This is a genomic window from Parapedobacter sp., assembly GCF_053550995.1.
The window spans coordinates 43,938-66,699 of sequence record NZ_JBMQOC010000121.1; the positions used below are offsets into that span (position 1 = coordinate 43,938).

A 22,762-nucleotide genomic window follows, 5' to 3' on the forward strand; every position below is an offset into this window, starting at 1 on the left:
TTCTCGCCCTACTTATAGGCAAACACTTTGCCTAATCCCAAACTATCCGTAAATGTGATGTCGAGGTCGATCAACTTACCGGTGGCGATATCGATGACCATGCCATGTACCGCCAGGTCATTGCGCTCTTTCCATGCATTCTGCACGATGGACGTGGTGCACAGGTTGAACACCTGCTCAGCCACATTGAGTTCGACCAGCCGGTTTGTTTTTTGTTTCTCATCGGTAATGGCATCTATCTCATCGCTATGGAAACGGTATACATCTTTGATGTGGCAAAGCCAGTTGTCGATGATGCCGAATTGCTGGCGACTCAGTGCTGCCGCCACGCCGCCGCAACCGTAGTGTCCAGCTACAACAATGTGTTTTACCTTCAATACGTTTACCGCATAGTCAAGCACGCTGAGCATATTCATGTCCGAATGGACACACATATTGGCGATATTGCGGTGTACGAAAACTTCGCCGGGCTGTGTATTCGTAATCTGGTTGGCCGGTACACGGCTATCGGCACAACCAATCCATAACAGTTCCGGATATTGGCCTTCCGCCAATTGCTTGAGTTTCCCAGTGGTATCTTCTTCCACCTGCTTAATCCAATCGGCATTGCCGGCAAGGATTTTTTCGAAACTCGCTTTTAATTCGGGATTATTTAATTGTTTTTTGAACATAGCTTTATTGTGATTCATCAGATTGTCTTTGAAGTTCGTTTGGCCGCCCGGCGTTTCAGCGAGTCGTTTTGGAGGATGCTTTGGGTAAAACGCCTGATGTTAGGTACATTTTTCTTGTTTACAATACCCACCAATTCGATGGAATTTCCTCTGCTTACCGCATGCTGTTCGAAATCCCGCAGGACTTCAATCACGTCTTTATCGATAAAGCGGCTCTGTGACCCGTCAATGATAATCTCATTTATACGGCGCGGGAGTCCGTATAGCGCTTTTTGTATGGCCGCCTTATTGAGGAATGTCACTTCTTCGGCTAAGGTAAAGGTTATTTTGGCTCCGTCCTCATTTTCTTCTACAAGAAATTCAAATACATTGGAAAGATTGTTTCGGAGGATGTAAAACATAGCCACTAACAACCCTATTCCCACACCGGTGAGCAAATCGGTGAATACCACCGCTATAATGGTCACCATAAAAGGAATAAATTGATCCAAGCCCTTATGCCACATACGTTTGAAGGTGGAAGCTTTCGCCAATTTGTACCCCGTGTGGAGCAGGATGGCCGCCAAACACGCGAGTGGAATGAGGTTGATGACCGCGGGAATGAGCAACACCGCCAATATAAGCCAAATGCCATGGAGCATGGCGCTCTGTCTTGATCGTCCACCAGCATTTACATTGGCAGAAGACCGCACGATGACCGCGGTCAGCGGAAGCCCACCCAACAGCCCCGAGGTCATATTGCCGACACCCTGTGCCATCAATTCCCGGTTGGTAGGTGAGATACGCTTGAACGGATCGATTTTATCAACAGCTTCCAAGCTAAGCAGGGTTTCCAAACTAGCGATGATGGCAATGGTGATGGCTACCATCCACACATCTTTGTTGGCTATTTGGGAGAAATCGGGGAAGGTGAACAAGCCGAGGAACTCACCGAAAGAATCGACGACCGGAATGACCACAAGGTGATTGGGCGACAGTTGGAGGTTGCTGCCAGCAAAAAGCAAGCCCAGCAATACACCCACAACGACAACGACCAGCGGGGCAGGTATCGAGCGCAGTTTTTTGAACCGCGGCCATGCAATCAAAATTGCCAATGAGACGGCGCAGATGATGAAAGCACCATAGTTGATGGCACCGAAGGCTTTTTGCAGCGCGGAAAAGGTATTCTCATTATCCAGCTGAACGAAACTCTCCTCGCCGAAAAAACTGGAGTCATATCCAACGGCGTGTGGCACCTGTTTTAATATAATGATAATACCAATGGCTGCCAACATACCGATGATGACTGACGACGGAAAATAGTTGCCAATCATCCCTGCGCGGACTATCCCAAGGGCAAGCTGGATTAGCCCAGCCAGCAAAACTGCCAATAAGAAGGTCTCGAAGGCTCCCAATTGCTCGATGGCCCCCAATACAATGACGGTAAGGCCAGCGGCGGGCCCGCTGACACTGAGCTGTGAGCCGCTGAGTGAGGCGACAACAATGCCGCCGATAATTCCGGTTAGTAGCCCGGCGAATAGCGGGGCTCCGGATGCCAAGGCTATCCCCAGGCATAATGGCAAGGCGACGAGAAAAACCACGACGCTTGCCGGTAAGTCGTATTTTAAGTCCCGTCTTGACAATTTCAAGAACGCAGACGTACGTGTACCAAACATAATGATATAAAATAAGTGCAAAAATGTAAGCTAATCGCTAAAAATCCCCATCGATTGATGGGTTCACATTTACGCCAGACGGTTCGGAGGCGGGGTGGGTACGGTTGGATAGTAAGCACGGATATGCCGGGCATCATCCGTGATGATATTTGTTTCGATGGTGTAATCGGCAGGTGGTTGGAGGCTAAATACAGTTGCCAGTTTGAAATAACCTTTGGCGAAAATGTCTTTCACTTGATCACCTTGCCCGGATTTACCATTATTGTTTTCTATTTCGAGCTGTAAAACCACCTGCAATAACGCTTCTTTGTCAAAATTGTGAAAAAAAATAGGGGTAGTGGAGATAACCATCTTCGCAAAAAAGATGGCAAAGAAGAGTTTTGAATAAATTTCCCTTGTTATTGCGGTCGACATCTGTATATTATGTACCGTTCAGTTGCAAAAAAAAGAAAAATGCGAGGCTTTTTGGGTATGCTGATTAAAAAAGTTACATAAAAATAACACAAGCAGTGAAATGATGCCAAACGGCTTTCTGCGTGGTACTCGGTTTGGGCTGCGCCATTGAAAAGGGATGTTTATAAACAAATTCGGCAGAAAATATACGAATATCCGTTGTTTTGCTTAGCATTGTCCATATCTTAGCTGAAAAAAAAGATACTAACAGTATAACACAAACAAAATGATTAAGACTATTTATTGCACCCTTTTCTTCTTATCCTGCTTCCTGCTGGAGCAACTTAATGCACAGGAACCCAACGCATGGCAACCTGTCGGGGACAAAATCAAATCGACTTGGGCCCAAGATATCGATGTAGCAAGCCCGTTGCCAGAATACCCAAGACCCCAACTGGTGCGCCAAGAATGGCAAAATTTAAACGGCCTCTGGGATTACGCCATCGTGGCCGGTAAATTGGGTGCTGTCCCCAAGAACTACGACGGCCAACTACTGGTTCCCTTTGCCGTGGAGTCGGCGCTTTCCGGTGTTGGAAAGACGGTCGGTAAAGATAGCTCCCTATGGTACCGGCGTACGGTGACCCTCGATAAGAAAATACGTAAACAACAGGTAATCCTGCATTTTGGTGCCGTGGATTGGAAGTGCGAGGTATATGTGAACGGCCAGAAGGCCGGTGCGCATGAAGGTGGATACGATCCCTTTTCCATCGACATTACCCCCTACTTGACAAAGGGTGCTAAGCAGGAAATTATTGTAGGCGTGTGGGACCCTACCGATGAAGGTCCGCAACCCAACGGCAAACAGGTCGTGCGCCCACATGGCATTTGGTATACGCCGGTTACCGGTATCTGGCAAACGGTATGGATAGAAGGGGTACCCGAAACGCACATCGTGGCTACCAAGCAAACACCCGATATCGACCAGGGTACGCTTTCTGTACAAACAACCGTGGCAGGTGCGCGCGAGAGCGACCAAGTGCGGGTTTCCGCATGGAAAGACGGAGCAAAGGTGAGCGAAGAGACCGTGGCGGCAGGTGCGGAAGCCACGTTGAGTATCAATAACGCACAGCTGTGGTCGCCGACATCACCGGCATTATACGACCTCAAGGTTGCCGTGGTGCGCAAAGGGAAGGTCGTGGACGAAATCGGCTCCTATTTTGCCATGCGCAAGATATCGATGGCCAAAGATGCAAATGGTATACAACGGATGCTGCTTAACAACGAATTTGTATTCCAGTATGGACCGCTCGATCAGGGCTGGTGGCCAGGAGGCCTGTATACCGCGCCAACGGATGAGGCCCTGCGCTTCGATGTGGAAAAAACCAAGGCAATGGGCTTCAACATGATCCGCAAACACATCAAAGTAGAGCCGGCACGTTGGTATTACCACTGCGATCAGCTGGGAGTATTGGTGTGGCAGGATATGCCAAGCGGCGATCTGGGTGGCAACAAGTGGGATATGCGGCCCGGCATCACGTCCGGCCTCCAGCACGACAAGGATCGTAGCGCTGAATCCGAAGCGATATACCGCAAGGAGTGGAAATCCATTATGGACGCGTTGCATAACTTTCCCAGCATCGTCGTATGGGTGCCCTTCAACGAAGCATGGGGACAGTTTAAAACCGAAGAAATCACGGAATGGACCATGGCCTATGATCCCTCCCGGCTGGTGAACAGCGCAAGCGGTGGCAACTTTTACGAAACCGGGCACATCATCGACATCCATAACTATCCGGATGCCGTAATGCCGCGCCCCGAAATATACGGCGATACCCGGATCTTGGTACTTGGAGAATTCGGTGGGTTGGGATTGCCCATCGAAGGACATACCTGGCAGAACAAGGACAATTGGGGTTACCAAAGCTTCAAGAACGTCGACGAGTTGAAGCGCCGCTACAGCGGATTGGTCAAAGATTTGGCCCGCTTGATACCCTTGGGCCTATCAGCTGCCGTATACACGCAGACGACCGACGTGGAAATAGAGACCAACGGATTGATGACATATGACCGTGCCGTGGTGAAAATGCCGGCGGAGGAGTTGCATCAATGGCACCAGCAGTTATATAAGATAAAGGTGGATTAATATTATAAACATGGATGTAATACCCCGATTGGCCTCAGCCAGTCGGGGCTTTATTATGGTTTTTGGCCAATGTCGCAATCGGAAAGCAACATTAAGAACCTACAATTACCTAGCAACTAGGTGGGTCGTAGCATAATGGAAGGCTATGTGCGATGAGGGATAATATGGATAACAAATAGGATATATTATGCAAATGAAGACGATTCTCTTTATCATATTTGTGGGCAGTGTCAATGTGCTGGCCAGTTCGTCGGTCGTGACTGGCGAATGGCCGAGCGTATCTCCCAACCCGGTGGAAACCAATGTGTTTCTCGGCGACCCTTTCATTTTATTGCACGACGATACTTACTACGCCTATGGCACATATGCTGGCGATGGAATTGCAGTTTATGTGTCACAAGACCTTTTAACGTGGGAAGCCGTGCAGGGCAACCGATTGGCATTGGACAAAAAGGATTCGTGGGGCGATCGTTGGTTTTGGGCGCCCGAAGTGTACCATGTGGACGGCAAGTTTTATATGTATTATTCCGCTGACGAACATATCTGTGTAGCCACCGGTGACAGTCCGCTCGGTCCGTTTAAGCAGGACGTCCAGCGACCCATGATCGCCGGTGAGAAATGCATCGATAATTCGCTGTTCATCGATGATGACGGCAAACCTTACCTCTTCTACGATCGGTTTAACGACGGCCTGAATATCTGGGTTGCTGAACTCGCCGATAACCTGACTGAAATCAGGCCGGAAACAGCAGTCAAGTGCATCAACGTATCGCAAGCGTGGGAAGAAGTATGGCCGCGGGTCAATGAAGGGCCTTTCGTGCTAAAGCATGATGGGAAATATTATATGACCTACTCGGCAAATAGCTATGAGAGTCCATTCTATGGCATTGGGTACGCTACGGCTGATAAGGTAACGGGGCCCTGGACAAAGTATGCGGGTAACCCGATTTTACAAAAGCCGGGAGCCCTGGTGGGGGTAGGCCACAACGCCATGTTCAGAGATAAGGCAGGGGATTTAAGGATTGTATTTCATGCGCATCACAGTGAAACGGAGATACATCCACGTGCCATGCATATGAGTACAGTAACCTTTGCCGAAAAAGACGGCAAAACCATTATGCAGATCGATGAGGATTTCATGACACCGGTGCTGTTGCCGTGATGTTTTCCTCATGATTTATCATCAAGCATGTTTGGAAACTTTATACGATGGTATAATTTGACCATAAAGAGGCAATATACCACGGTTTTTAGGTAGCCCAACCGCTTATTTTTGGAAGATGGATAATAGTATAAAAAGCATGGTTCTATGTAGTGTCCTGGTGATTATGGGGCTATTTGCCCCAAGTATTCACCTCGTGGCACAGGAAGAGCAAGAATTGTTCTTTGCCGACCCAACGATATATGTTGAAAATGGGAAATACTATCTCACCGGCACAGGTGGAAACGGAAGGGCAGCGTCGGCCGGGTTCGCTATGTTGGAATCGACCGACCTAAAAAGTTGGTCCGTGCCCAGAGGTGCACAGGGCCCGACACACATGATCCTCTCGAAAGGTGAGCAAGCTTTCGGCACCCAAGGCTTTTGGGCACCGCAACTATTCAAGGAAGGCGGGACATATTATTTAACCTATACCGCCAATGAGCAGACGGTATTGACCCATTCAAGCGCCTTACTGGGCCCGTATAAACAGACGGAGGTAGCCCCTATCGACGGCACGGAGAAAAATATCGATTCCTACATTTTTAAAGATGATGATGGTAAACATTACCTTTACCACGTTCGGTTTGCAAGTGGCAATTACCTGTGGGTGGCCGAGTTTGATATGGCAACGGGTAAAATCAAGCCAGAGACGTTAACGAAATGTTTTGACCAAACCGAGCCGTGGGAAGCTACCCCAGCCTATGAATCGGCACCCATCATGGAAGGTCCTACTGTCATCAGGTTAAAAGATAAATATTATATGTTCTATTCTGCTAACCATTACATGAATATCGACTATGCTGTCGGGTACGCTGTCGCCGATTCGCCGTACGGTCCGTGGATAAAGCAAAGCGACAGCCCGATTATCCACCGAACGATCGTCGGTGAGAACGGCTCCGGACATGGCGATTTGTTTGAAGGGCTAGATGGGCAATTGTATTACGTGTACCATGTCCATTTCGGCTCGGAACAGGTAACGCCGCGGCGGACGCGGATCGTTCCCATCAGTAAACGGTGGGATGCGGCGGGTGGTCACTATAAGTTTCGTATGGCAAGCGATAAGGTGATTAAACCGATGTTGAAAGAATAAACCTATTTTCATTCAAGTCCAAAGGAAATGTTGATCTATAATTTTCTCGTTGTTTTACTTATATTGATGGGGTGCGTACGTACTGATAAGCAACCGGGCACGCACGATTCACCGCGACCGGATGCATCCGCGACCAGGTATACCAACCCGGTTTTCGAACCCATCCTTGCAGATCCGACAGTTATCCGCGATCCGAAAACAGGACTTTTTTATGCGTATGGTACCCAAGATAACTGGGGCGATGGGCAAGGTAGTCGGCTCGTGCCCATTCTACGGTCGGCCAATCTCGTAGATTGGCAAGTGGTAGGGGAGGCGTTTGGTGAAAAACCACGTTGGAAGGAATCCGGGGGTATATGGGCTCCCGATGTAACCTTCGTGAATGGGAAATACCATCTCTACTACGCCTATTCTGTCTGGGGCGACCCCAACCCGGGTATAGGCGTGGCCATAGCGGACCGGCCGACAGGTCCTTTTATCGACCATGGTAAAGTATTTACCAGCGAGGAAGTAGGTGTGCCCAACTCCATCGATGCCTTCTATTTCGAAGAAGAAGGAGAAAAGTACCTTTTTTGGGGTAGCTTCAGCAATGCACCTTCACAAGGCACCTATGCGGTGAAATTGGCTGATGATGGGCTTTCCGTGCATGATCTGTCGCAAAAAGTGAAAATAGCGGCGGGCGACTTCGAAGCCGTGATGATTCACAAGCGCGGCGACTATTATTATTTCTTCGGTTCCAAGGGTAGCTGTTGTGAAGGGGCCGATAGTAAATACCATGTGTTGGTGGCTCGGTCGGAAAACCTGATGGGGCCGTATGTGGATAAAGCGGGCGATACTATCACCGAACGGGGCAAAGGAACACTTTTCATAAAAGGCAATGCACGTATTGCGGGCCCCGGTCACAATGCACGGCTCATTGCCGACGATGAGGGAGTGGATTGGTTTCTTTACCATGGCATAGACCGCACCAAAGGCAAGGTGTCGAGCGGGGCCAGCCGGCGCATGCTGATGCTCGACAAAGTCACCTGGCGCAATGGTTGGCCAGAAATCGTGGGCCAAGTGCCGAGTACGACGCCGCAGGCAGCGCCGGTATTTCAATGATACTGATGGTACGAATCCAGCACAACCTTCTGGTATTCATTGCGGTACTGGTGGGGTTGTTTGCCGGTGACTTTCTTGAATTGCTTGTTGAAATTGGTCATGGATTGGAAACCGCATGCAAAGCCGATGTGGTCGATATTCATCTTGTCTTCCTTAAGCAATTTGCAAGCATATTCGATACGTATTTCTTTTAGGAAGTCTGAAAACGACTGATTGACGCGCGATTTGAAATAGCGGCTGAATGAAGTGTTCGTCATGCTGGCAATGGAAGCAACTTCTTCCAGATGGATTTTCCGATGAAAGTTTTTCATGATGAACTCATACACCTTATTCATCCGGTCCGTTTCGGCCTCCGTATTGTACGATTTGGAATGCGTATCGGTAATGAGGTGGCATTCATCAGATAGCGCAATGGTATTGAGTATTTTCAAGAGTTGGATGATGCTGTCGGCCCCCTTCAATTCGAGCAATTCGACCATCATGCGCATGACGGCGAGCTTGGTTTTACCCGTAATCTCAATACCGCATTGCGACCGCTGGAAGAGATGTTTGATACGCTCGAATTCTTCTTTCTCGTGGATGTTTTCGCCAAGGAAATGGTCGAGGAAGTAGATAACGATGACGGTGGTGCTCAACTGGCTATCCTTTTCGAAATAACTGTTGTGGCTGCGCCAAACATGCGGTAGGTTGGGGCCAATCAGCACCAGGTCATTTGCCTTGAACGGTTTGATACTATCGCCCACAAACCGGTTCCCTTCACCTTCCATCACATAAGATAATTGAAACTCGGGGTGTAGATGGAAAGTAGGATCGAAATAAGGCTCCACCTGTTTGCGCACTACAAACGTTCGGTTTTCCGGAATGAGTGCTTTGGGAATAACGTGCGTTTTCTTCATGATTTGTCATTGCAAATATATAAATTTAATGAACTATGGTATAATTTGACTATAAAGAGATAATATACCGCGGTTTTCTTGTGGGCTGGTCGCCTACTTTTGTGTTTGTTTACGGTTATAGAACTATTTATATGAAATTTATTCCCTACTTGTGTATTGCTGTTTGCTGTCTGTTGCTGATTCAATGTACGGATGTTAGCCGTGATTATCCGCGGCGCGCAGAGGTATTGTTCGTGGGCAGCGCAGCTGAGGAGGTCGAGGCCAGTAAATATGCATCCTGGTTGGCCATTGAATTGTTCCAAAGCGGCATCAACCTCACCTACACCGAGGATTTGAGCGACCTAAACAAGAAGAGTCTTCGCGTATACGATGGTGTCGTGCTTTTTGCAGTCTCGGATTCGATAGCGGCGGACGAGCAACGGGTCTTGGCCGATTTCGTGTCGGATGGAAAAGGCCTGCTGTCTTTCGGCACGGAATCCTTGGTTATCGATGGTGCTAATCCTGCAGAAGCGAAAGATGGTGCAGCCGATTCGGTGCAGTATCTGGTAAAAGGGAGTGGACGTATATTCCATACGGCACTCGGCGGAGAAACGGCAACCTGGAAGCAACTGGACTTCTTGCGGTTAATCAACAATGCTGCGCAATGGGCGTTGGGCGATGAGGTGATGGGGTGGGTGGCCAAGTTGGATATTCCCAGTGTAAGTATTTATGAAGATACGATCGCCGACTTTACGGCGCGGCATTTTGTGCCCAAGATGCAAGATGCATTATCACCGGAAGAATCATCGAGGCTTACCCAGATTCCCCTAGGCTTCGAACTGAAACTATTTGCATCGGAACCCGATATCGTTAACCCGATAGCGATGAGCTGGGATGAGAGGGGGCGGTTGTGGATTATCGAAGCCATGGACTATCCCAACAATTTTGTAGAGCTTAAAGGTGCAGCGAATGACCGTGTGAAGATATGTGAAGATACCGACGGGGATGGTGTGGCCGATAAGTTCACGGTATTTGCAGACGGGCTGAATATTGCCACGAGTTTCACGTTCGCCAACGACGGTATCATCGTATCGATGGCGCCCCATTTCATCTTCCTTAAAGATACCGACGGTGACGATGTAGCCGACCTGCGTGATACCATCATGACCGGTTGGAATAAGAACGACACCCATGCAGGCCCTTCCAACCTGCAATACGGATTTGATAACAAAATTTGGGGTGTTACGGGCTATGCCGGATTCGATGGTTACATCGACGGCAAGCGGCTGGCTTTTGGCCAAGGGGTATATCACTTCAAGCCTGACGGAACCGATTTTGAGTTTTTGGCTACCACCAGCAACAATACGTGGGGGTTGGGGATGACCGAAGATAACAACGTATTTATTTCCACGGCAAACAATACCCATAGTGCTTACTATTCGATGCCCGAACAACTGGTTCAGCGCCGCCTTCGGAGTGACGACCAGCGGCAACCCGTCAATGCGGTGCAGAAAGTCGATGGCCATTATGAAGTACATGCCATGACGCCCAATCTGAGGCAGGTGGATGTGGTCGGTGGCTTTACGGCCGCGGCAGGGCACCATTTCTATACCGCACGCGATTATCCGCAAAGCTATTGGAATAGGGTAGCCTTTGTTACTGAGCCAACCGTACGCTTGGTACACAACGCGGTCATCGAACCGGATGGTGCAGGCTTCAAAGAGCACGACGGCTGGAACTTGGTTGCAAGTTCGGACGAATGGTTTGGCCCTATCCATTCGGAAGTAGGTCCGGATGGCGCCGTGTGGATACTCGACTGGTATAATTTCATCATCCAGCACAACGTGTTCGTGCCTGCACAGGCACCATCAGACAAGGTGTTGCCCTTTATCGAGCAACCCCATGGTCCGGGTAATGCGTTTGAAAGTGACCTGCGTGATAAGAAATACGGACGGGTGTACCGGCTGGTGTATAAAGACGCCAAGCATAAAAACGGATTTAAGCTGACTAAAGACGATCCGGATGGCCTGCTGAAAGCGTTGAAGAGCGATAACAAGTTTTGGCGTACGCATGCGCAGCGGTTGCTGGTAGAGCGGGGGCAAGACGACGTTGCCGAAGATCTGATTCGCATTGCGGGCGACCGTAAGGTCGATAAAATCGGACTGAATGCACCAGCCATCCATGCCCTGTGGACGCTACAGGGGCTGAACCTGATTGGTGAGCGCGAAGATGTGGCCGACGCCGTGATAGCAGCTTTGCAACATCCGTCGGCAGGTGTACGTAAAGCGGCGGCACAGGTATTGCCCGTAGCGGATAAGTTCCGCGATGGGTTGCTGGAAAGTGGCGTACTGGCCGATACCAACCTCAATACGCGGCTCGCGGCATTTGTGAAACTGACGGAATACCCCGTATCCGAGGCCGTTGCGCAAGCCTTACTTGAAGCCACTAAAGATTCGGCCAATGAACAGGACCGGTGGCTTTCCCAAGCGTTGTTTGCGGCTATCGCGCACCACGAAGATCCGTTCTTCAAACTGGCGTCAACACCGGGTGCAAGTAGCTTTGCTACACGGATACTGGAGTCGTTGGCTAACGAAGAATACACGCTCGGTCGCCGGAGCCGCTTTCCGTTTTCGCCCGATGTTTCCAATAAGGAAATCCACCTCCAAATGGAAATACAGCGGCGCGACAACGAGCCCTATAATGGGCTGATTGTAGGGCAAGGTGATAAGAGCGGTGGATATGCCGTTTATGCAAAAAATAACCGGCTCTTTTTCGAAGTATACCAACACGGCCAAACCGCAACGGTGGTATCACGCGGTAACCTGCCACGCGAATTTGTTGCCGATGCCCGCTTACTGGCGGATGCCTCAATGGAACTGCTGATTGACGGCGTAAGCCAAGGCACGGCCAAGGCCATGCACCTCTTTGCCGAGTCGCCCGAACTGAACCTGCGCTCAGGGGAGGATTTTGACGAAGCACATGCTTTTGCTGATTACGGCGGTTCATCCGGATTCACGGGCAATGCCAACCGCATCACGGTGAAGTTGTCTAGAGCAAACCGCTCAGCTGTCTCGGCGCAAGGCGATGCCCAAGCTACCGACCCCGCGGCCAGTGTGCCTTCGGAACGGATCGAGTTGAAAGCGGTGAAAGACATCATGCAGTATGATAAGAAACTGATTACCGTTCCTGCCGGAAAGCGGATAACCCTGGTATTTGAGAACCCCGATGGGATGCAGCATAACCTGCTGATTATCCAGCCGGGCACATTAGACATCGTGGGCAAGGCAGCGGATGATATGTTGCGTTCGTCTGAGGCTTACGAAAAGCAATACATCCCGTCGGTTCCGGAAGTACTGCACCATACACCCCTGGTGAATCCTGGAGAAAGTTTTACCCTGGAATTTACCGCGCCTACCGAACCAGGAGATTACCCTTACCTATGTACGTTCCCAGGGCATTGGCGCGGAATGAATGGTATTATGCGGGTAGTTAAATAACGAAGAGAAACCAAAAATGGATTTTAAGATGATAAAAACGATGAAACTATTGATGGGATTGGCGTTGTTGCTAATCACAGCGGGCACAGCAATTGGCCAGACCAAACCCACGCGGATTTTGATGGTGGGTGGCGGCGGCTCCCATGATTTCGGCCGCTGGTATGGTGAGGAAGACAAGAAAGCAATCGAGGCAGCCGGTAATTACCAGGTAACGTATACCGAGAATACGGATTCTATACCGGCCTACCTGAAACAATCCGATCTCTTGATTTTGACGAACAATCAGCCGATTAACACAGCGGGACAGGCGGCGATTACCAGGTTCGTCGAAAAAGGCCACGGGCTGTTGCTGCTGCATGCCGCCGTATGGTACAACTGGGCCGACTGGCCGGCGTACAATCTGAATTATGTAGGCGGCGGAAGCAAGAGCCACGAGAAGCTCCAGGACATCAAAAATTTTGTAGTGAATGCCGGTCACCCAATCACACAGGGCGTTCCGGCGAAATTTGATTTTGTGGATGAATTGTACCGTTTTATACCCGATCCGGCCGCCAAGGGGATTGAAGTCTTGGTTATTGGTCAATCCAAGGAAACCGATGCGGTTTATCCGGGTGTGTTCACCGTGAAGCACCGAAAGGCAAAAATAGCCGGAATTACCACGGGCCATGATGAGCGTAGCCATCACCACGAAGCATACAAAACATTATTGATCAACGCGGTCAACTGGATTGCAAAATAACAAAACGATATAATTAGCTAAAAACAAGAACAGAACATGTCACAAATCACTGTCGTTATCGTAGGAATGGGTTTCGGGAAAGAATTTATACCCATCTACCAAAAACATCCGAACATCAAAGCTGTGGGGATTTGCACCCGCAATGAAAATACCCTTAACGAGCTGAAGACAAAATTCAACCTCGATGATGATTTGGTATTCACCGATTTCGAAGATGTCGTAAAACGTGAAGATGTGGATGCCATCCACGTGGTAACCCCTGTGCCGGAGCATGCGCGCATGACGTTGGCATCGCTCAATGCGAATAAGCATACAGCTTGTACCATCCCGATGGCGATGACGGTGGAAGACTGCGAAGCAATCGTTGCCGCCAAGCGCAAATCGGGCAAGGTGTATATGATGATGGAAACCGCATTGTACACCCGTGAATTCCTCTATGGCTTGAAATTGGCCGAGACCGGGCAACTTGGTAAGATCCAATTCGTCCGCGGATCGCACATCCAGGATATGAGCATGGAGGGGTGGGCCGAATATTGGAAAGGTTATCCGCCGATGTTGAATGGCACGCACGCGATATCGCCGCTGTTGCGCATTAACAATACCATTGCCGAGTCGGTGGTTTGCCACGGTTCAGGGCGACTATCGGACGATTTGGCCAGCCGTTACAATGCACCGTATGCCGTAGAGACCGCCACATTCAAGTTGAAAGGCACCGACGTCGTAGCCGAAGCCACCCGCTCGCTGTTTGATGTGGTGCGTCAGTATCGCGAAAGCTACGATGTGTATGGGACGAAGATGTCGTTTGAGTGGGAACAGTTGCAAGACGAAGAACATGTGATTTTCGACGGCGGTGAGAATGCCCAGCGCATCGATGTGCCGGATACAGATGAGTTACTAATCCCGGAAATTGCCGATTTCACCAAGCGTGAGCGCATTGATGACCCGAACCACGTGTCGTTCCTTCAAGGTGCTGGCCACGGCGGTTCGCACCCCCACCTCGTACAGGAATTCGTTGCTGCTATCGTCGAAGGCCGCGACTCGGCCGTGGATGCGGCACTTGCGGCAAATTATACGTGTGCTGGGATCTGCGCCCATGAATCGGCCATGAAAGGCGGTGCACGTGTGGAAATCCCAAGTTTTGAATAAATAAGATTGGTTCATCAGTTAAGTTGGTTTTTAAATGATGCATATAGGAATTAGCACATTTGTTTGGGTGTCACCATTTTCAACGGCATCGTTCGATGTGTTGCGCAAGGCGAAGGACATCGGTTACGACGTCATCGAAATCGCCGTGGAAGATCGCGATCTGATCGATTGGGTAGCCTTGAAGAAAGTGAGCCGTGAGCTGGGTTTGCATGTGACGGTCAGTGGTGCCTTCGGCATGGATCGCGACATTTCCAGCGAACGGCCCGAAATCCGGGCGAATGGGCTTTCCTATATCATCGACTGCTTGGAAATCGCCAACGACTTTGAAAGCCCCGTGTTTGGCGGACCGCTGTATTCAGCGGTCGGTAAAACGCGGTTGGTTGCAGCCGAGCAGAAGGCGCAGGAAATGCAATGGTGCCAGGATAACCTCTATAAGGCCATTAGACGAGCGGAAACGCTGGGTGTCACATTAGCGCTGGAACCGCTAAATCGTTTTGAGACCGACATGGTCAATACGGTGGATCAGGCCATAGCCATCGTGGACCTACTGGATAGCCCTTACTTGAAGATTTTATTGGATACATTCCATAGTAACATCGAAGAAAAAAATATCCCGGCCAGTATCGTCAAGTTGGGTGATCGGCTCGTCCATATCCAAGCCAACGAGAATGACCGCGGAACACCCGGAACGGGCCATTTGGACTGGTTGGGTATACGGGATGCACTTCGTACCATTGGGTATGGGGGAAGCTTGGTGATTGAGACCTTTGGTGCACCTTCCAAAGAACTCGCCCGGGCGGCCAGCATCTGGCGGCCGTTGGCCAACAGTGCCGATGAGTTGGCAGCGGAAGGGTTTTCATTTTTGAAAGGGACATTTTGTTAAAAACAACCATTTAATAACACCAAATTATGAGAAGAAGGGATTTCATCTACATGCTGAATGCCGGGGTGGCGGCGAGTATGTTATCTAAAACGGCTTTCGGTAGGGTATCGCGGGGCAGGTCTGCCGTAGCCCGTATGCAAGAAGAGCTGGCATACCATACCATACAATCGATAACGTTTGGTGATGTGCGCATGCAATACCCCCGCTTCGTAGGGAAGAATGCGCGGTTGGACGTACATGGTTTCGGCCCACGTATCAGCATCTGTACCATCACGACGGACAAGGGCGCAACAGGCTGGGCGTCCCTAAGAGGCAGTCGTAGCGACGCACAGCGGATCGTGCCGGTATTGGTAGGCAAGAAACTGTCGGATGTGTTCCAAATTGATTTAGGCATCACTGACGACCAATACCTACCCTTCGATATTGCGTTGCACGACCTGGCTGGGGTGGCATTGAACAAGCCAGTTTACGCACTGTTGGGCCGAGAAACGCCATTTACCACGAAGTACTACAGTGGGATGATTTATTTCGACGACCTTGAACCAGCCCATGCGCCGGGAGGTATCGATAAGGTGTTGGCCAACTGTCGCTATGATTATGACTATGGCTACCGCCAGTTCAAATTAAAAATCGGCAGGGGCCACCGTTGGATGGCCCAGAAAGACGGGTTGGCCCGGGATATCGAGGTAACCAAGCGGGTAGCCGCCGCGTTCCCCGATTGCGAGATCTTGGTGGATGGCAACAATGGTTTTACGGTCAATGAGTTTACGGAGTACCTCGAAGGGATAGGCGATACGCCGCTATTCTGGATCGAGGAGCCATTCCATGAAACCATCCAGGATTATCGTAGACTGCGCGACTGGATGGCGAAAGCCAATGTGAAGAGCCTGCTCGCCGAAGGTGAGGCGGACCCCGACCCGGCATTGTTGGGCCAGCTGATGCAGCAAAAACTGATGGATGTACACATTTCGGATATCGAAGGGCTTGGGTTTACCAACTGGCGGAAACTCATGCCAAAGCTAATACAGTACGGCGTGCAAGCCTCCCCGCATGCTTGGGGTTCGCTGCTCAAAACGTACTATACCGCCCACATGGCCGGCGGCTTGGGGAATACGGTAACCATTGAAGGGGTTACGAGCACGTCTGATGATATAGATTTTAGCGCATATACCATAAAAGAAGGGAAGCTGATTCCACCCGATGCGCCGGGGTTCGGGTTGAAGTTGCTACGATAATTTGGTAGCTCCGAGAAGCTTCCAACCTTGTTCCTGAAGGTGCTAGGTCATTTGTTGCCAGATGATATTCATTCATATGCAGGGTTAATAAATGCAGTTATAAACAATTAAAACAAAAACTAAAGAACAATGAGTAAAGCTTTACTTGTAGCATTGCTATGGTGCGTTGGACTATCCATAGCAATGGCCCAAACCCGTTCCGTAACCGGAACGGTGCGGGATGCGGAAGGTGGTACGCCGATTGGCAATGCGACCATCAAAGCCTTGGCTAGCGGGCGGACCACGTCGAGCGCGGTCGATGGCACATTCTCCATTGAAGTGGTGTCCAATGGAGACTCCTTATTGGTTACCTATTTGGGTTACGATCAAACAGTGGTGTCGGTGGGCACGAATGCAAACAATGTGCCCATTGATTTAAGCGCGTCTTCCGAATCGTTGGAAGAAGTGGTGGTGACTGGTTTTGGTATGGCGCAGAAGAAAGAAACGTTAACAGGCGCCATTGCCTCGATCGGTGCCGATGACATCAGCAGATCGTTGGCCTCCACTACATCGGGTGCATTGGTTGGGAAATTGTCTGGCGTAAACTTCCGCCAAACGGACGGCCGTCCGGGGTCGTCAACCCAGCTGCGTATCAGGAACATGGGTAATCCATTGTACGTTATTGATGGGGTGCAGAAGGATGCCGGTCAATTCAATAACCTCGACTTCAACGACATCGAATCGATTGCGGTGTTGAAAGATGCATCCGCTGCCATCTACGGTGTGCGGGCAGCAAATGGTGTGGTGGTGGTTACTACGAAAAAAGGTAAGCGGAATACCAAAAACACATTCAGTTTGACCTCAAACTATGGTTTCCAAAACTTGTCTACCTTTCCTGAGCCGGCTGATGCAGTGACCTATGTGGAAAGTTACATTCAGTCCCAAACTGTACAACAGGTAGATAATTATCGGTATACCGCAGAAGATCTAGCCAAGTGGCGGCAAGGCACCGAGAAAGGCTACGTGCCATTTGATTGGCGGGATTTCATTTGGGAAACTTCACCCCAGGTTTACCTGAATGCCAATGTATCGGGTGGTTCAGACAAGATTAACTACTATTTCAGTCTGGGCCACCTCAATCAACAGGATGTAATTGTGAATTACGGTGGATTCAAGCGCACTAACGTACAGATGAACATCAACTCGCAAATTTCCGATCGTTTGAAAATCGGCGCCAGCTACAATGCGCGCCTTGAGTACCGCGAAAATCCAGGTGTACCGGGTGGTGATGACTTGTGGCTACCGCGGTTCGGTACCTTCCGCAATTTGCCGACGGTCCGCCCTTTCGCCAACGACAATCCACTATACCCTACACTGACGTCTAATGACCCGGGAACTAACTTCGGTTGGTTGACCTATGATTTAGCAGGTAAACGAACCGATACTTGGCGGGTTAGTCAGCTCAATTTTGATGCGGAATACGATATTATTGCTGGTCTGAAAGCAAAAGCATTGGTTGGATATTATTTTGCCAATCGCCGGATGGACAACCAGGAGTATACTTATAAGCTATACGGGTATGATGAAGCAACTGACACCTATCCGGTTATTTTCGAAAACAACAACCCTTGGCGCGAGCGTGAAATGGGCCATGTGGAAGAAATGACCTCTAACATCCAGTTAAACTATATCAAATCCTTTAACAATCACAATGTCTCGGTAATAGGTGGTGTAGAAACGATTTTGAGAAAAGAGCCCGGAGCATGGTTGCACTCCATCCCTACGGCGAATACATTGCACCTGATTGACTACGAGACGATGGACACCTACAACGATCGGGGTGATAATCCGCAAGCACGGGTAGGTTATATCGGAAAGATCAATTATGATTATAATGGCAAATATCTTTTTGAGGTGCTGGGTCGTTATGACGGTTCCTGGAAATTTCCACCCAACGACCGTTGGGGCTTCTTCCCAGCAGCATCTGCCGGATGGCGTATTTCGCAGGAGTCATTTTGGCAAGACGGTAAGCTCGCTACTATTGTTAACGATTTGAAAATAAGGGGCTCCTACGGTTTGGTGGGTGACGATGACACACCGGGTTATGCGGCATTTGATTACATGCCAGGATATAATTACAAACAAGGAGGATCGGTAATAGACGGACAATATGTCTTGGGTACGCAGCCACGTGGTCTGCCGGTGACCACGTTATCTTGGCTACGCGCTACAATGATCAACGTTGGTTTCGATGCAGGCTTCCTCAACAACCGGTTGACGACTACAGTCGAATTATTTCAACGTAAGCGTACTGGACTACCGGCGGGTCGTTACGACATTTTGTTGCCTAGCGAAGTGGGCTTCGGGCTGCCCAATGAAAACCTAAACTCCGACATGATTAAGGGTTGGGAGACTATGGTTCGTTGGAGCGACCGCGCGGGTGAACTGACCTACTCGTTGGGCGGTAATTTTACTTATTCTCGTTTTTACGATTGGGATCGCTATAAGCCACGTTTCAGTAACTCTTGGGATCAATATAGGGGATCACTTGTTCACCGGTTTGGGTACTTAAACTGGGGCTTGCAATCTGATGGGCAATTCCAAAGTTGGGAAGAGATTGCCGACTGGCCCATCGATAACGATCGCCAAGGAAACCGTACTTTACGCCCAGGCGACGTAAAATACAAGGACCTTAACGGCGATGCAGTGATTAATGATTTGGACCTTCGCCCGATAGGTTACCGTCAAGATGCAACACCGGTTATCAACTTTGGTCTAAACTTCTCGTTTGCTTACAAAAGCTTTGATTTAGCGCTTGATTTTTCTGGCGGTGCTATGTATACGTTCTACAAAGAATGGGAGATGCGTACCCCTTTCCAAAACGACGGGAACATTCCTCAATACTATGCGGATGAGGCTTGGAAGCTTTCCGATATCTGGGATGCAAATAGTGAGTTAATCCCGGGTAAATACCCCATGTTATTGATTGGCAACGGTAACCATAGCAACTACTGGAATAGCGATTTCTGGAAGCAGAATATCCGCTACATCAAGTTGCGAAACTTGGACTTCGGTTATTCATTGCCAAAGCGGATACTGGAGCCGCTATCCATCACTGGAGTGCGGGTGTATTTCTCCGGCCAGAATCTTTATACATTGACAAATCTGATCGGTATTGACCCGGAAACACAAGACAACAACGGCTTGGGTTACCCTACCATGCGGATTATGAACTTTGGTATCAATGTGAGGTTTTAGCGGGGTGAATAATGTTAGTTACTAGAAAGAAAATTGTTATGAAAAAGTCAAATATATTCAAAGTGATGCTGTTGGCCGGCGGTCTTTATTGCTTTAGTGGTTGCTCGGAATTTCTTGAACGACAACCTGATACGATTATGACCGATGACCAGATTTTCGGCGACGAAGTGATGATCCGCTCTGTATTGGCCAACTATTACGGAAGGGTGAGCTGGGGGCAACACATCAGCAACGACTATGCATACACGATTCTGGATGAAGCGGGTAAGTCTGATGGCGGGCCCGACAATATCCAAGGTTATGCAAATGATCTTTGGAGGGTCTACGATTACACACTGATTCGTAATATCAATCAGTTTTTGAAGGGTCTGCGTGAAACCACGGTGCTGGCGGAAGAGGATAAGCAAGTATATGAAGGTGAGGCCAGATTCCTTCGCGCATGGACATATTTCAATATGGCGCGCGGTTTGGGAGGCATGCCGATCGTCGGAGATGAGGTGTTCGATTATGAAAGTGGTATGGATATCACGGCGTTGCAATACCCTCGATCTACCGAAGCCGGAATATATGACTACATTATCGAGGAATGTGAGGCTATCGTTCCCTTATTATCTGATGAGACCAATACCCATGCGGCGCGTGCCAATAAATGGGTGGCGCTCATGTTAAAGGCGCGTGCGGCCATTTACGCTGGATCGCTGGCGAATTACAATAATAAGATGGCGAGCCCAATCACTACTCCCGGTGGCGAAGTCGGGATTCCGGCTGATCGTGCGGCGGGGTATTACGAACAAGCCTTAGCTGCGGCAAAAGATGTAATTGACAACAGCCCGTATGAGTTACAATTGAATAAACCGGACGATTTGGAGCGGAATTTCTATGAAGCATTAAGTGTAAAAGATAACAATAAAGAAGTCATCTGGGCACACGATCGGATTTACCCGGGATCCGGACAACAGACGCCCTTTACTACACGGAACATCCCCGGTTCGCATGCCGAGGATATCGACCGCGCTTATGCCGGCCCAATTCTGAACCTGGTGGAAGATTTTGAGTACGTGGACAATCGGAATGGTGATATCCGAATTCGGGATAACCAAGGTAATTATATCTTTTATGACGACCCACTGGATGCCTTCGCGAATAAAGATGCTCGTTTAGGTGGAACCGTGATTTTGCCAAATGCAACCTTCAAAGGCACCCCCGTGATTTTGCAGGCTGGTCAAAAAGTGTGGAACAATGGTGCGTGGCAAACCATAACTAGCGGCGGTGATGAAATGGATGACGCCGGTCGACTGATTACCGCAGCTAATGGACCGAATCGTTCAAGCGAACCTTATGTCAATAAGACGGGCTTCTTCTTCCGTAAATTCTTGGACGAAACCCCATTGGCATCAACCCGTGGACGAAACAGTGAGATGTGGTTTCCCCGTTTCCGGTTTGCCGAAGCGGTGCTGATTGCCGCCGAAGCCGCCATGGAATTGGGCCAACAGCCGGTAGCCGTCGGTTACATTAACCAAGTACGCGCACGCGCCGGTATTCAGCCGTTGACAAGCGTTACTGTGGATGATATCATACAGGAACGCCGGGTGGAGTTTGCTTTTGAAAACCATCGGTATTGGGATTTGAAGCGTTTTCGTAGAGCGCATATCGTGTGGAACGGCGTGGTGAATAGCCCGACTGCCCAACAATACGCTTTATTTCCTTATCTGGTGGTTGCACCGGGAACACCCAACGACGGAAAATATGTATTCGATCGCTTAGTGTTTAGTGGTTCGTTGCACCCGCGTTTCTTCGAGCTGAGGAATTATTACAATTTTATTGACTTAGGCTGGCGGAATGCGAACCCGAAGATTGTGTTGAATCCGTTTCAATAACCTATATGATTACAACAATGAGAAAATATGTAAATATGTTATTGCTTCCGGCCATAGTGGCCGTGAGCAGTTGCGGACTGGATAATTACGATGCACCCGAATCCAAGTTGGTTGGCCGGGTCGTTTACAACGGCGAACCGGTGGGCGTCCGGGGCACGGGCGAAGCGGTACAGCTGCAACTTTACCAAGATGGCTATGAGTTGAGAAACCCTATCCCCGTATACGTCAGCCAAGACGGCAGTTTCGAAGCGAAGCTATTTGATGGCGAGTACAAGCTGGTTACCCGGGACAACAACGGCCCATGGGTAAACGACCGCGATACGACCGTCATTAATGTGAAAGGTACGGCAAACGTCGATATCGAGGTGACGCCATTCTACACCTTATCAAACGTCCAGTTATCGCTGGACGGTAGCAGCGCCAACGCGTCTTTCCAAATCAATGAAGTCGCAGGTGGTCGGGACATCGATTATGTGATGATTTTAGTAAGTAAAACATCTTTCGTTGACGACGTCTCATACACGGCCCGGGTCGATATCGATGATGCGGCAGCCGGAAATACCATCACCGGCTCGATTGATCTCACCAACAATCAAGATTTTCAGTCGGGCCGAGCATTGTACGCACGCGTAGGCTTACGACCCGTTGGTAAAGACCAAGCGATTTATTCGCAGGTTGTTAAGTTGCGATAAGTCGTAAAAGGCTGATATTTAACCGTCTCGCCTTAAGCGAGACGGTTTTTTTCGTTTTATTATCGGTCTCTATTGCATTAACCAATCGCCAAGGATACCCCGTTTCCCTTGCTTCAAACCCCACCTTTCCTTATCCTTCCTTCGGGCTCTATCCCCCTGTGTCCCGCATATACCTCGGTAAATGGCCCGGCCAACGGCACTTTATCGAAGGGTAAGCGGCTACATAGCGGGAGAGAGGCGCGTTTGGAAAAGCAATGTATAGGGCATGGGTCGTGCCGGGGTTGGCATCACCGAAGCCAATCCGGAGACCATCCCTTAAGGAGATGGAGC

General features: G+C 49.5%; 16 protein-coding genes. 12 read left to right on the top strand and 4 right to left on the bottom strand.

Annotation, left to right across the window (positions count from 1 at the left end; all coding sequences use genetic code 11):
- Positions 1–8 precede the first annotated feature (8 nt).
- From ACO1NT_RS16580 to ACO1NT_RS16590, 3 genes are all read right to left on the bottom strand, one after another.
- Positions 9–671, bottom strand: a complete 663-nt coding sequence (locus ACO1NT_RS16580; protein WP_449049853.1) for a carbonic anhydrase — start codon at positions 669–671, stop codon at positions 9–11.
- Between the two features lie 17 nt (positions 672–688).
- Complete coding sequence (locus ACO1NT_RS16585; RefSeq protein WP_449049854.1) at positions 689–2,326, bottom strand: SulP family inorganic anion transporter; 1,638 nt, start codon at positions 2,324–2,326, stop codon at positions 689–691.
- Between the two features lie 69 nt (positions 2,327–2,395).
- A complete protein-coding gene (locus tag ACO1NT_RS16590) occupies positions 2,396–2,740 on the bottom strand; it encodes a hypothetical protein (RefSeq protein WP_449049855.1) in 345 nt (114 codons plus the stop codon).
- A gap of 265 nt (positions 2,741–3,005) precedes the next feature.
- On the opposite strand from ACO1NT_RS16590, the gene ACO1NT_RS16595 reads away from it, so the two are divergent.
- The 4 genes from ACO1NT_RS16595 (at position 3,006) to ACO1NT_RS16610 (ending at position 8,251) form a co-directional block, all read left to right on the top strand.
- Complete coding sequence (locus ACO1NT_RS16595) at positions 3,006–4,862, top strand: glycoside hydrolase family 2 protein (protein ID WP_449049856.1); 1,857 nt, start codon at positions 3,006–3,008, stop codon at positions 4,860–4,862.
- A gap of 193 nt (positions 4,863–5,055) precedes the next feature.
- Positions 5,056–6,024 (top strand): glycoside hydrolase family 43 protein, encoded by a 969-nt coding sequence (locus tag ACO1NT_RS16600; RefSeq protein WP_449049857.1) that lies wholly within the window; start codon positions 5,056–5,058, stop codon positions 6,022–6,024.
- 118 nt (positions 6,025–6,142) lie between these two features.
- On the top strand, positions 6,143–7,153 hold the full coding sequence (locus tag ACO1NT_RS16605) for a glycoside hydrolase family 43 protein (protein WP_449049858.1): 1,011 nt from the start codon (positions 6,143–6,145) through the stop codon (positions 7,151–7,153).
- A gap of 66 nt (positions 7,154–7,219) precedes the next feature.
- Complete coding sequence (locus ACO1NT_RS16610) at positions 7,220–8,251, top strand: family 43 glycosylhydrolase (RefSeq protein WP_449049859.1); 1,032 nt, start codon at positions 7,220–7,222, stop codon at positions 8,249–8,251.
- On the opposite strand, the gene ACO1NT_RS16615 is transcribed toward ACO1NT_RS16610, so the two are convergent.
- The gene (locus ACO1NT_RS16615) at positions 8,245–9,147 is read right to left on the bottom strand and encodes an AraC family transcriptional regulator (protein WP_449049860.1); all 903 of its coding nucleotides are present in this window, start codon (positions 9,145–9,147) and stop codon (positions 8,245–8,247) included. The two genes, ACO1NT_RS16610 and ACO1NT_RS16615, sit on opposite strands and share 7 nt — an antisense overlap.
- Before the next feature lie 131 nt (positions 9,148–9,278).
- Between ACO1NT_RS16615 and ACO1NT_RS16620 the strand changes: the two genes are divergently transcribed.
- The 8 genes from ACO1NT_RS16620 to ACO1NT_RS16655 all read left to right on the top strand — a co-directional run bounded on the left by ACO1NT_RS16620 (position 9,279) and on the right by ACO1NT_RS16655 (position 22,432).
- Complete coding sequence (locus ACO1NT_RS16620) at positions 9,279–12,623, top strand: PVC-type heme-binding CxxCH protein (protein ID WP_449049861.1); 3,345 nt, start codon at positions 9,279–9,281, stop codon at positions 12,621–12,623.
- A 40-nt stretch (positions 12,624–12,663) separates the two neighbouring features.
- Positions 12,664–13,362, top strand: a complete 699-nt coding sequence (locus tag ACO1NT_RS16625) for a ThuA domain-containing protein (protein WP_449049862.1) — start codon at positions 12,664–12,666, stop codon at positions 13,360–13,362.
- Positions 13,363–13,398: 36 nt separating this feature from the next.
- Positions 13,399–14,508 (top strand): Gfo/Idh/MocA family protein, encoded by a 1,110-nt coding sequence (locus ACO1NT_RS16630; protein ID WP_449049863.1) that lies wholly within the window; start codon positions 13,399–13,401, stop codon positions 14,506–14,508.
- A gap of 67 nt (positions 14,509–14,575) precedes the next feature.
- Positions 14,576–15,391, top strand: a complete 816-nt coding sequence (locus tag ACO1NT_RS16635) for a sugar phosphate isomerase/epimerase family protein (RefSeq protein ID WP_449049864.1) — start codon at positions 14,576–14,578, stop codon at positions 15,389–15,391.
- A 26-nt stretch (positions 15,392–15,417) separates the two neighbouring features.
- Positions 15,418–16,626 (top strand): enolase C-terminal domain-like protein, encoded by a 1,209-nt coding sequence (locus ACO1NT_RS16640; protein ID WP_449049865.1) that lies wholly within the window; start codon positions 15,418–15,420, stop codon positions 16,624–16,626.
- Positions 16,627–16,755: 129 nt separating this feature from the next.
- Entirely contained in the window at positions 16,756–19,863 is a 3,108-nt protein-coding gene (locus ACO1NT_RS16645; RefSeq protein WP_449049866.1) for a SusC/RagA family TonB-linked outer membrane protein, read from the top strand.
- A 38-nt stretch (positions 19,864–19,901) separates the two neighbouring features.
- Entirely contained in the window at positions 19,902–21,740 is a 1,839-nt protein-coding gene (locus ACO1NT_RS16650; protein ID WP_449049867.1) for a RagB/SusD family nutrient uptake outer membrane protein, read from the top strand.
- A 17-nt stretch (positions 21,741–21,757) separates the two neighbouring features.
- Positions 21,758–22,432: a DUF3823 domain-containing protein gene (locus ACO1NT_RS16655; protein WP_449049868.1), complete on the top strand. Its 675-nt coding sequence runs from the start codon at positions 21,758–21,760 to the stop codon at positions 22,430–22,432.
- The last annotated feature ends 330 nt before the right edge of the window (positions 22,433–22,762 follow it).

Bases quoted from the DNA above. Each gene is read 5' to 3' on its own strand.
- ACO1NT_RS16580 (WP_449049853.1), bottom strand. From the start codon at position 671: ATGTTCAAAAAACAATTAAATAATCCCGAATTAAAAGCGAGTTTCGAA.
- ACO1NT_RS16585 (WP_449049854.1), bottom strand. From the start codon at position 2,326: ATGTTTGGTACACGTACGTCTGCGTTCTTGAAATTGTCAAGACGGGAC.
- ACO1NT_RS16590 (WP_449049855.1), bottom strand. From the start codon at position 2,740: ATGTCGACCGCAATAACAAGGGAAATTTATTCAAAACTCTTCTTTGCC.
- ACO1NT_RS16595 (WP_449049856.1), top strand. From the start codon at position 3,006: ATGATTAAGACTATTTATTGCACCCTTTTCTTCTTATCCTGCTTCCTG.
- ACO1NT_RS16600 (WP_449049857.1), top strand. From the start codon at position 5,056: ATGAAGACGATTCTCTTTATCATATTTGTGGGCAGTGTCAATGTGCTG.
- ACO1NT_RS16605 (WP_449049858.1), top strand. From the start codon at position 6,143: ATGGATAATAGTATAAAAAGCATGGTTCTATGTAGTGTCCTGGTGATT.
- ACO1NT_RS16610 (WP_449049859.1), top strand. From the start codon at position 7,220: ATGGGGTGCGTACGTACTGATAAGCAACCGGGCACGCACGATTCACCG.
- ACO1NT_RS16615 (WP_449049860.1), bottom strand. From the start codon at position 9,147: ATGAAGAAAACGCACGTTATTCCCAAAGCACTCATTCCGGAAAACCGA.
- ACO1NT_RS16620 (WP_449049861.1), top strand. From the start codon at position 9,279: ATGAAATTTATTCCCTACTTGTGTATTGCTGTTTGCTGTCTGTTGCTG.
- ACO1NT_RS16625 (WP_449049862.1), top strand. From the start codon at position 12,664: ATGAAACTATTGATGGGATTGGCGTTGTTGCTAATCACAGCGGGCACA.
- ACO1NT_RS16630 (WP_449049863.1), top strand. From the start codon at position 13,399: ATGTCACAAATCACTGTCGTTATCGTAGGAATGGGTTTCGGGAAAGAA.
- ACO1NT_RS16640 (WP_449049865.1), top strand. From the start codon at position 15,418: ATGAGAAGAAGGGATTTCATCTACATGCTGAATGCCGGGGTGGCGGCG.
- ACO1NT_RS16645 (WP_449049866.1), top strand. From the start codon at position 16,756: ATGAGTAAAGCTTTACTTGTAGCATTGCTATGGTGCGTTGGACTATCC.
- ACO1NT_RS16650 (WP_449049867.1), top strand. From the start codon at position 19,902: ATGAAAAAGTCAAATATATTCAAAGTGATGCTGTTGGCCGGCGGTCTT.
- ACO1NT_RS16655 (WP_449049868.1), top strand. From the start codon at position 21,758: ATGAGAAAATATGTAAATATGTTATTGCTTCCGGCCATAGTGGCCGTG.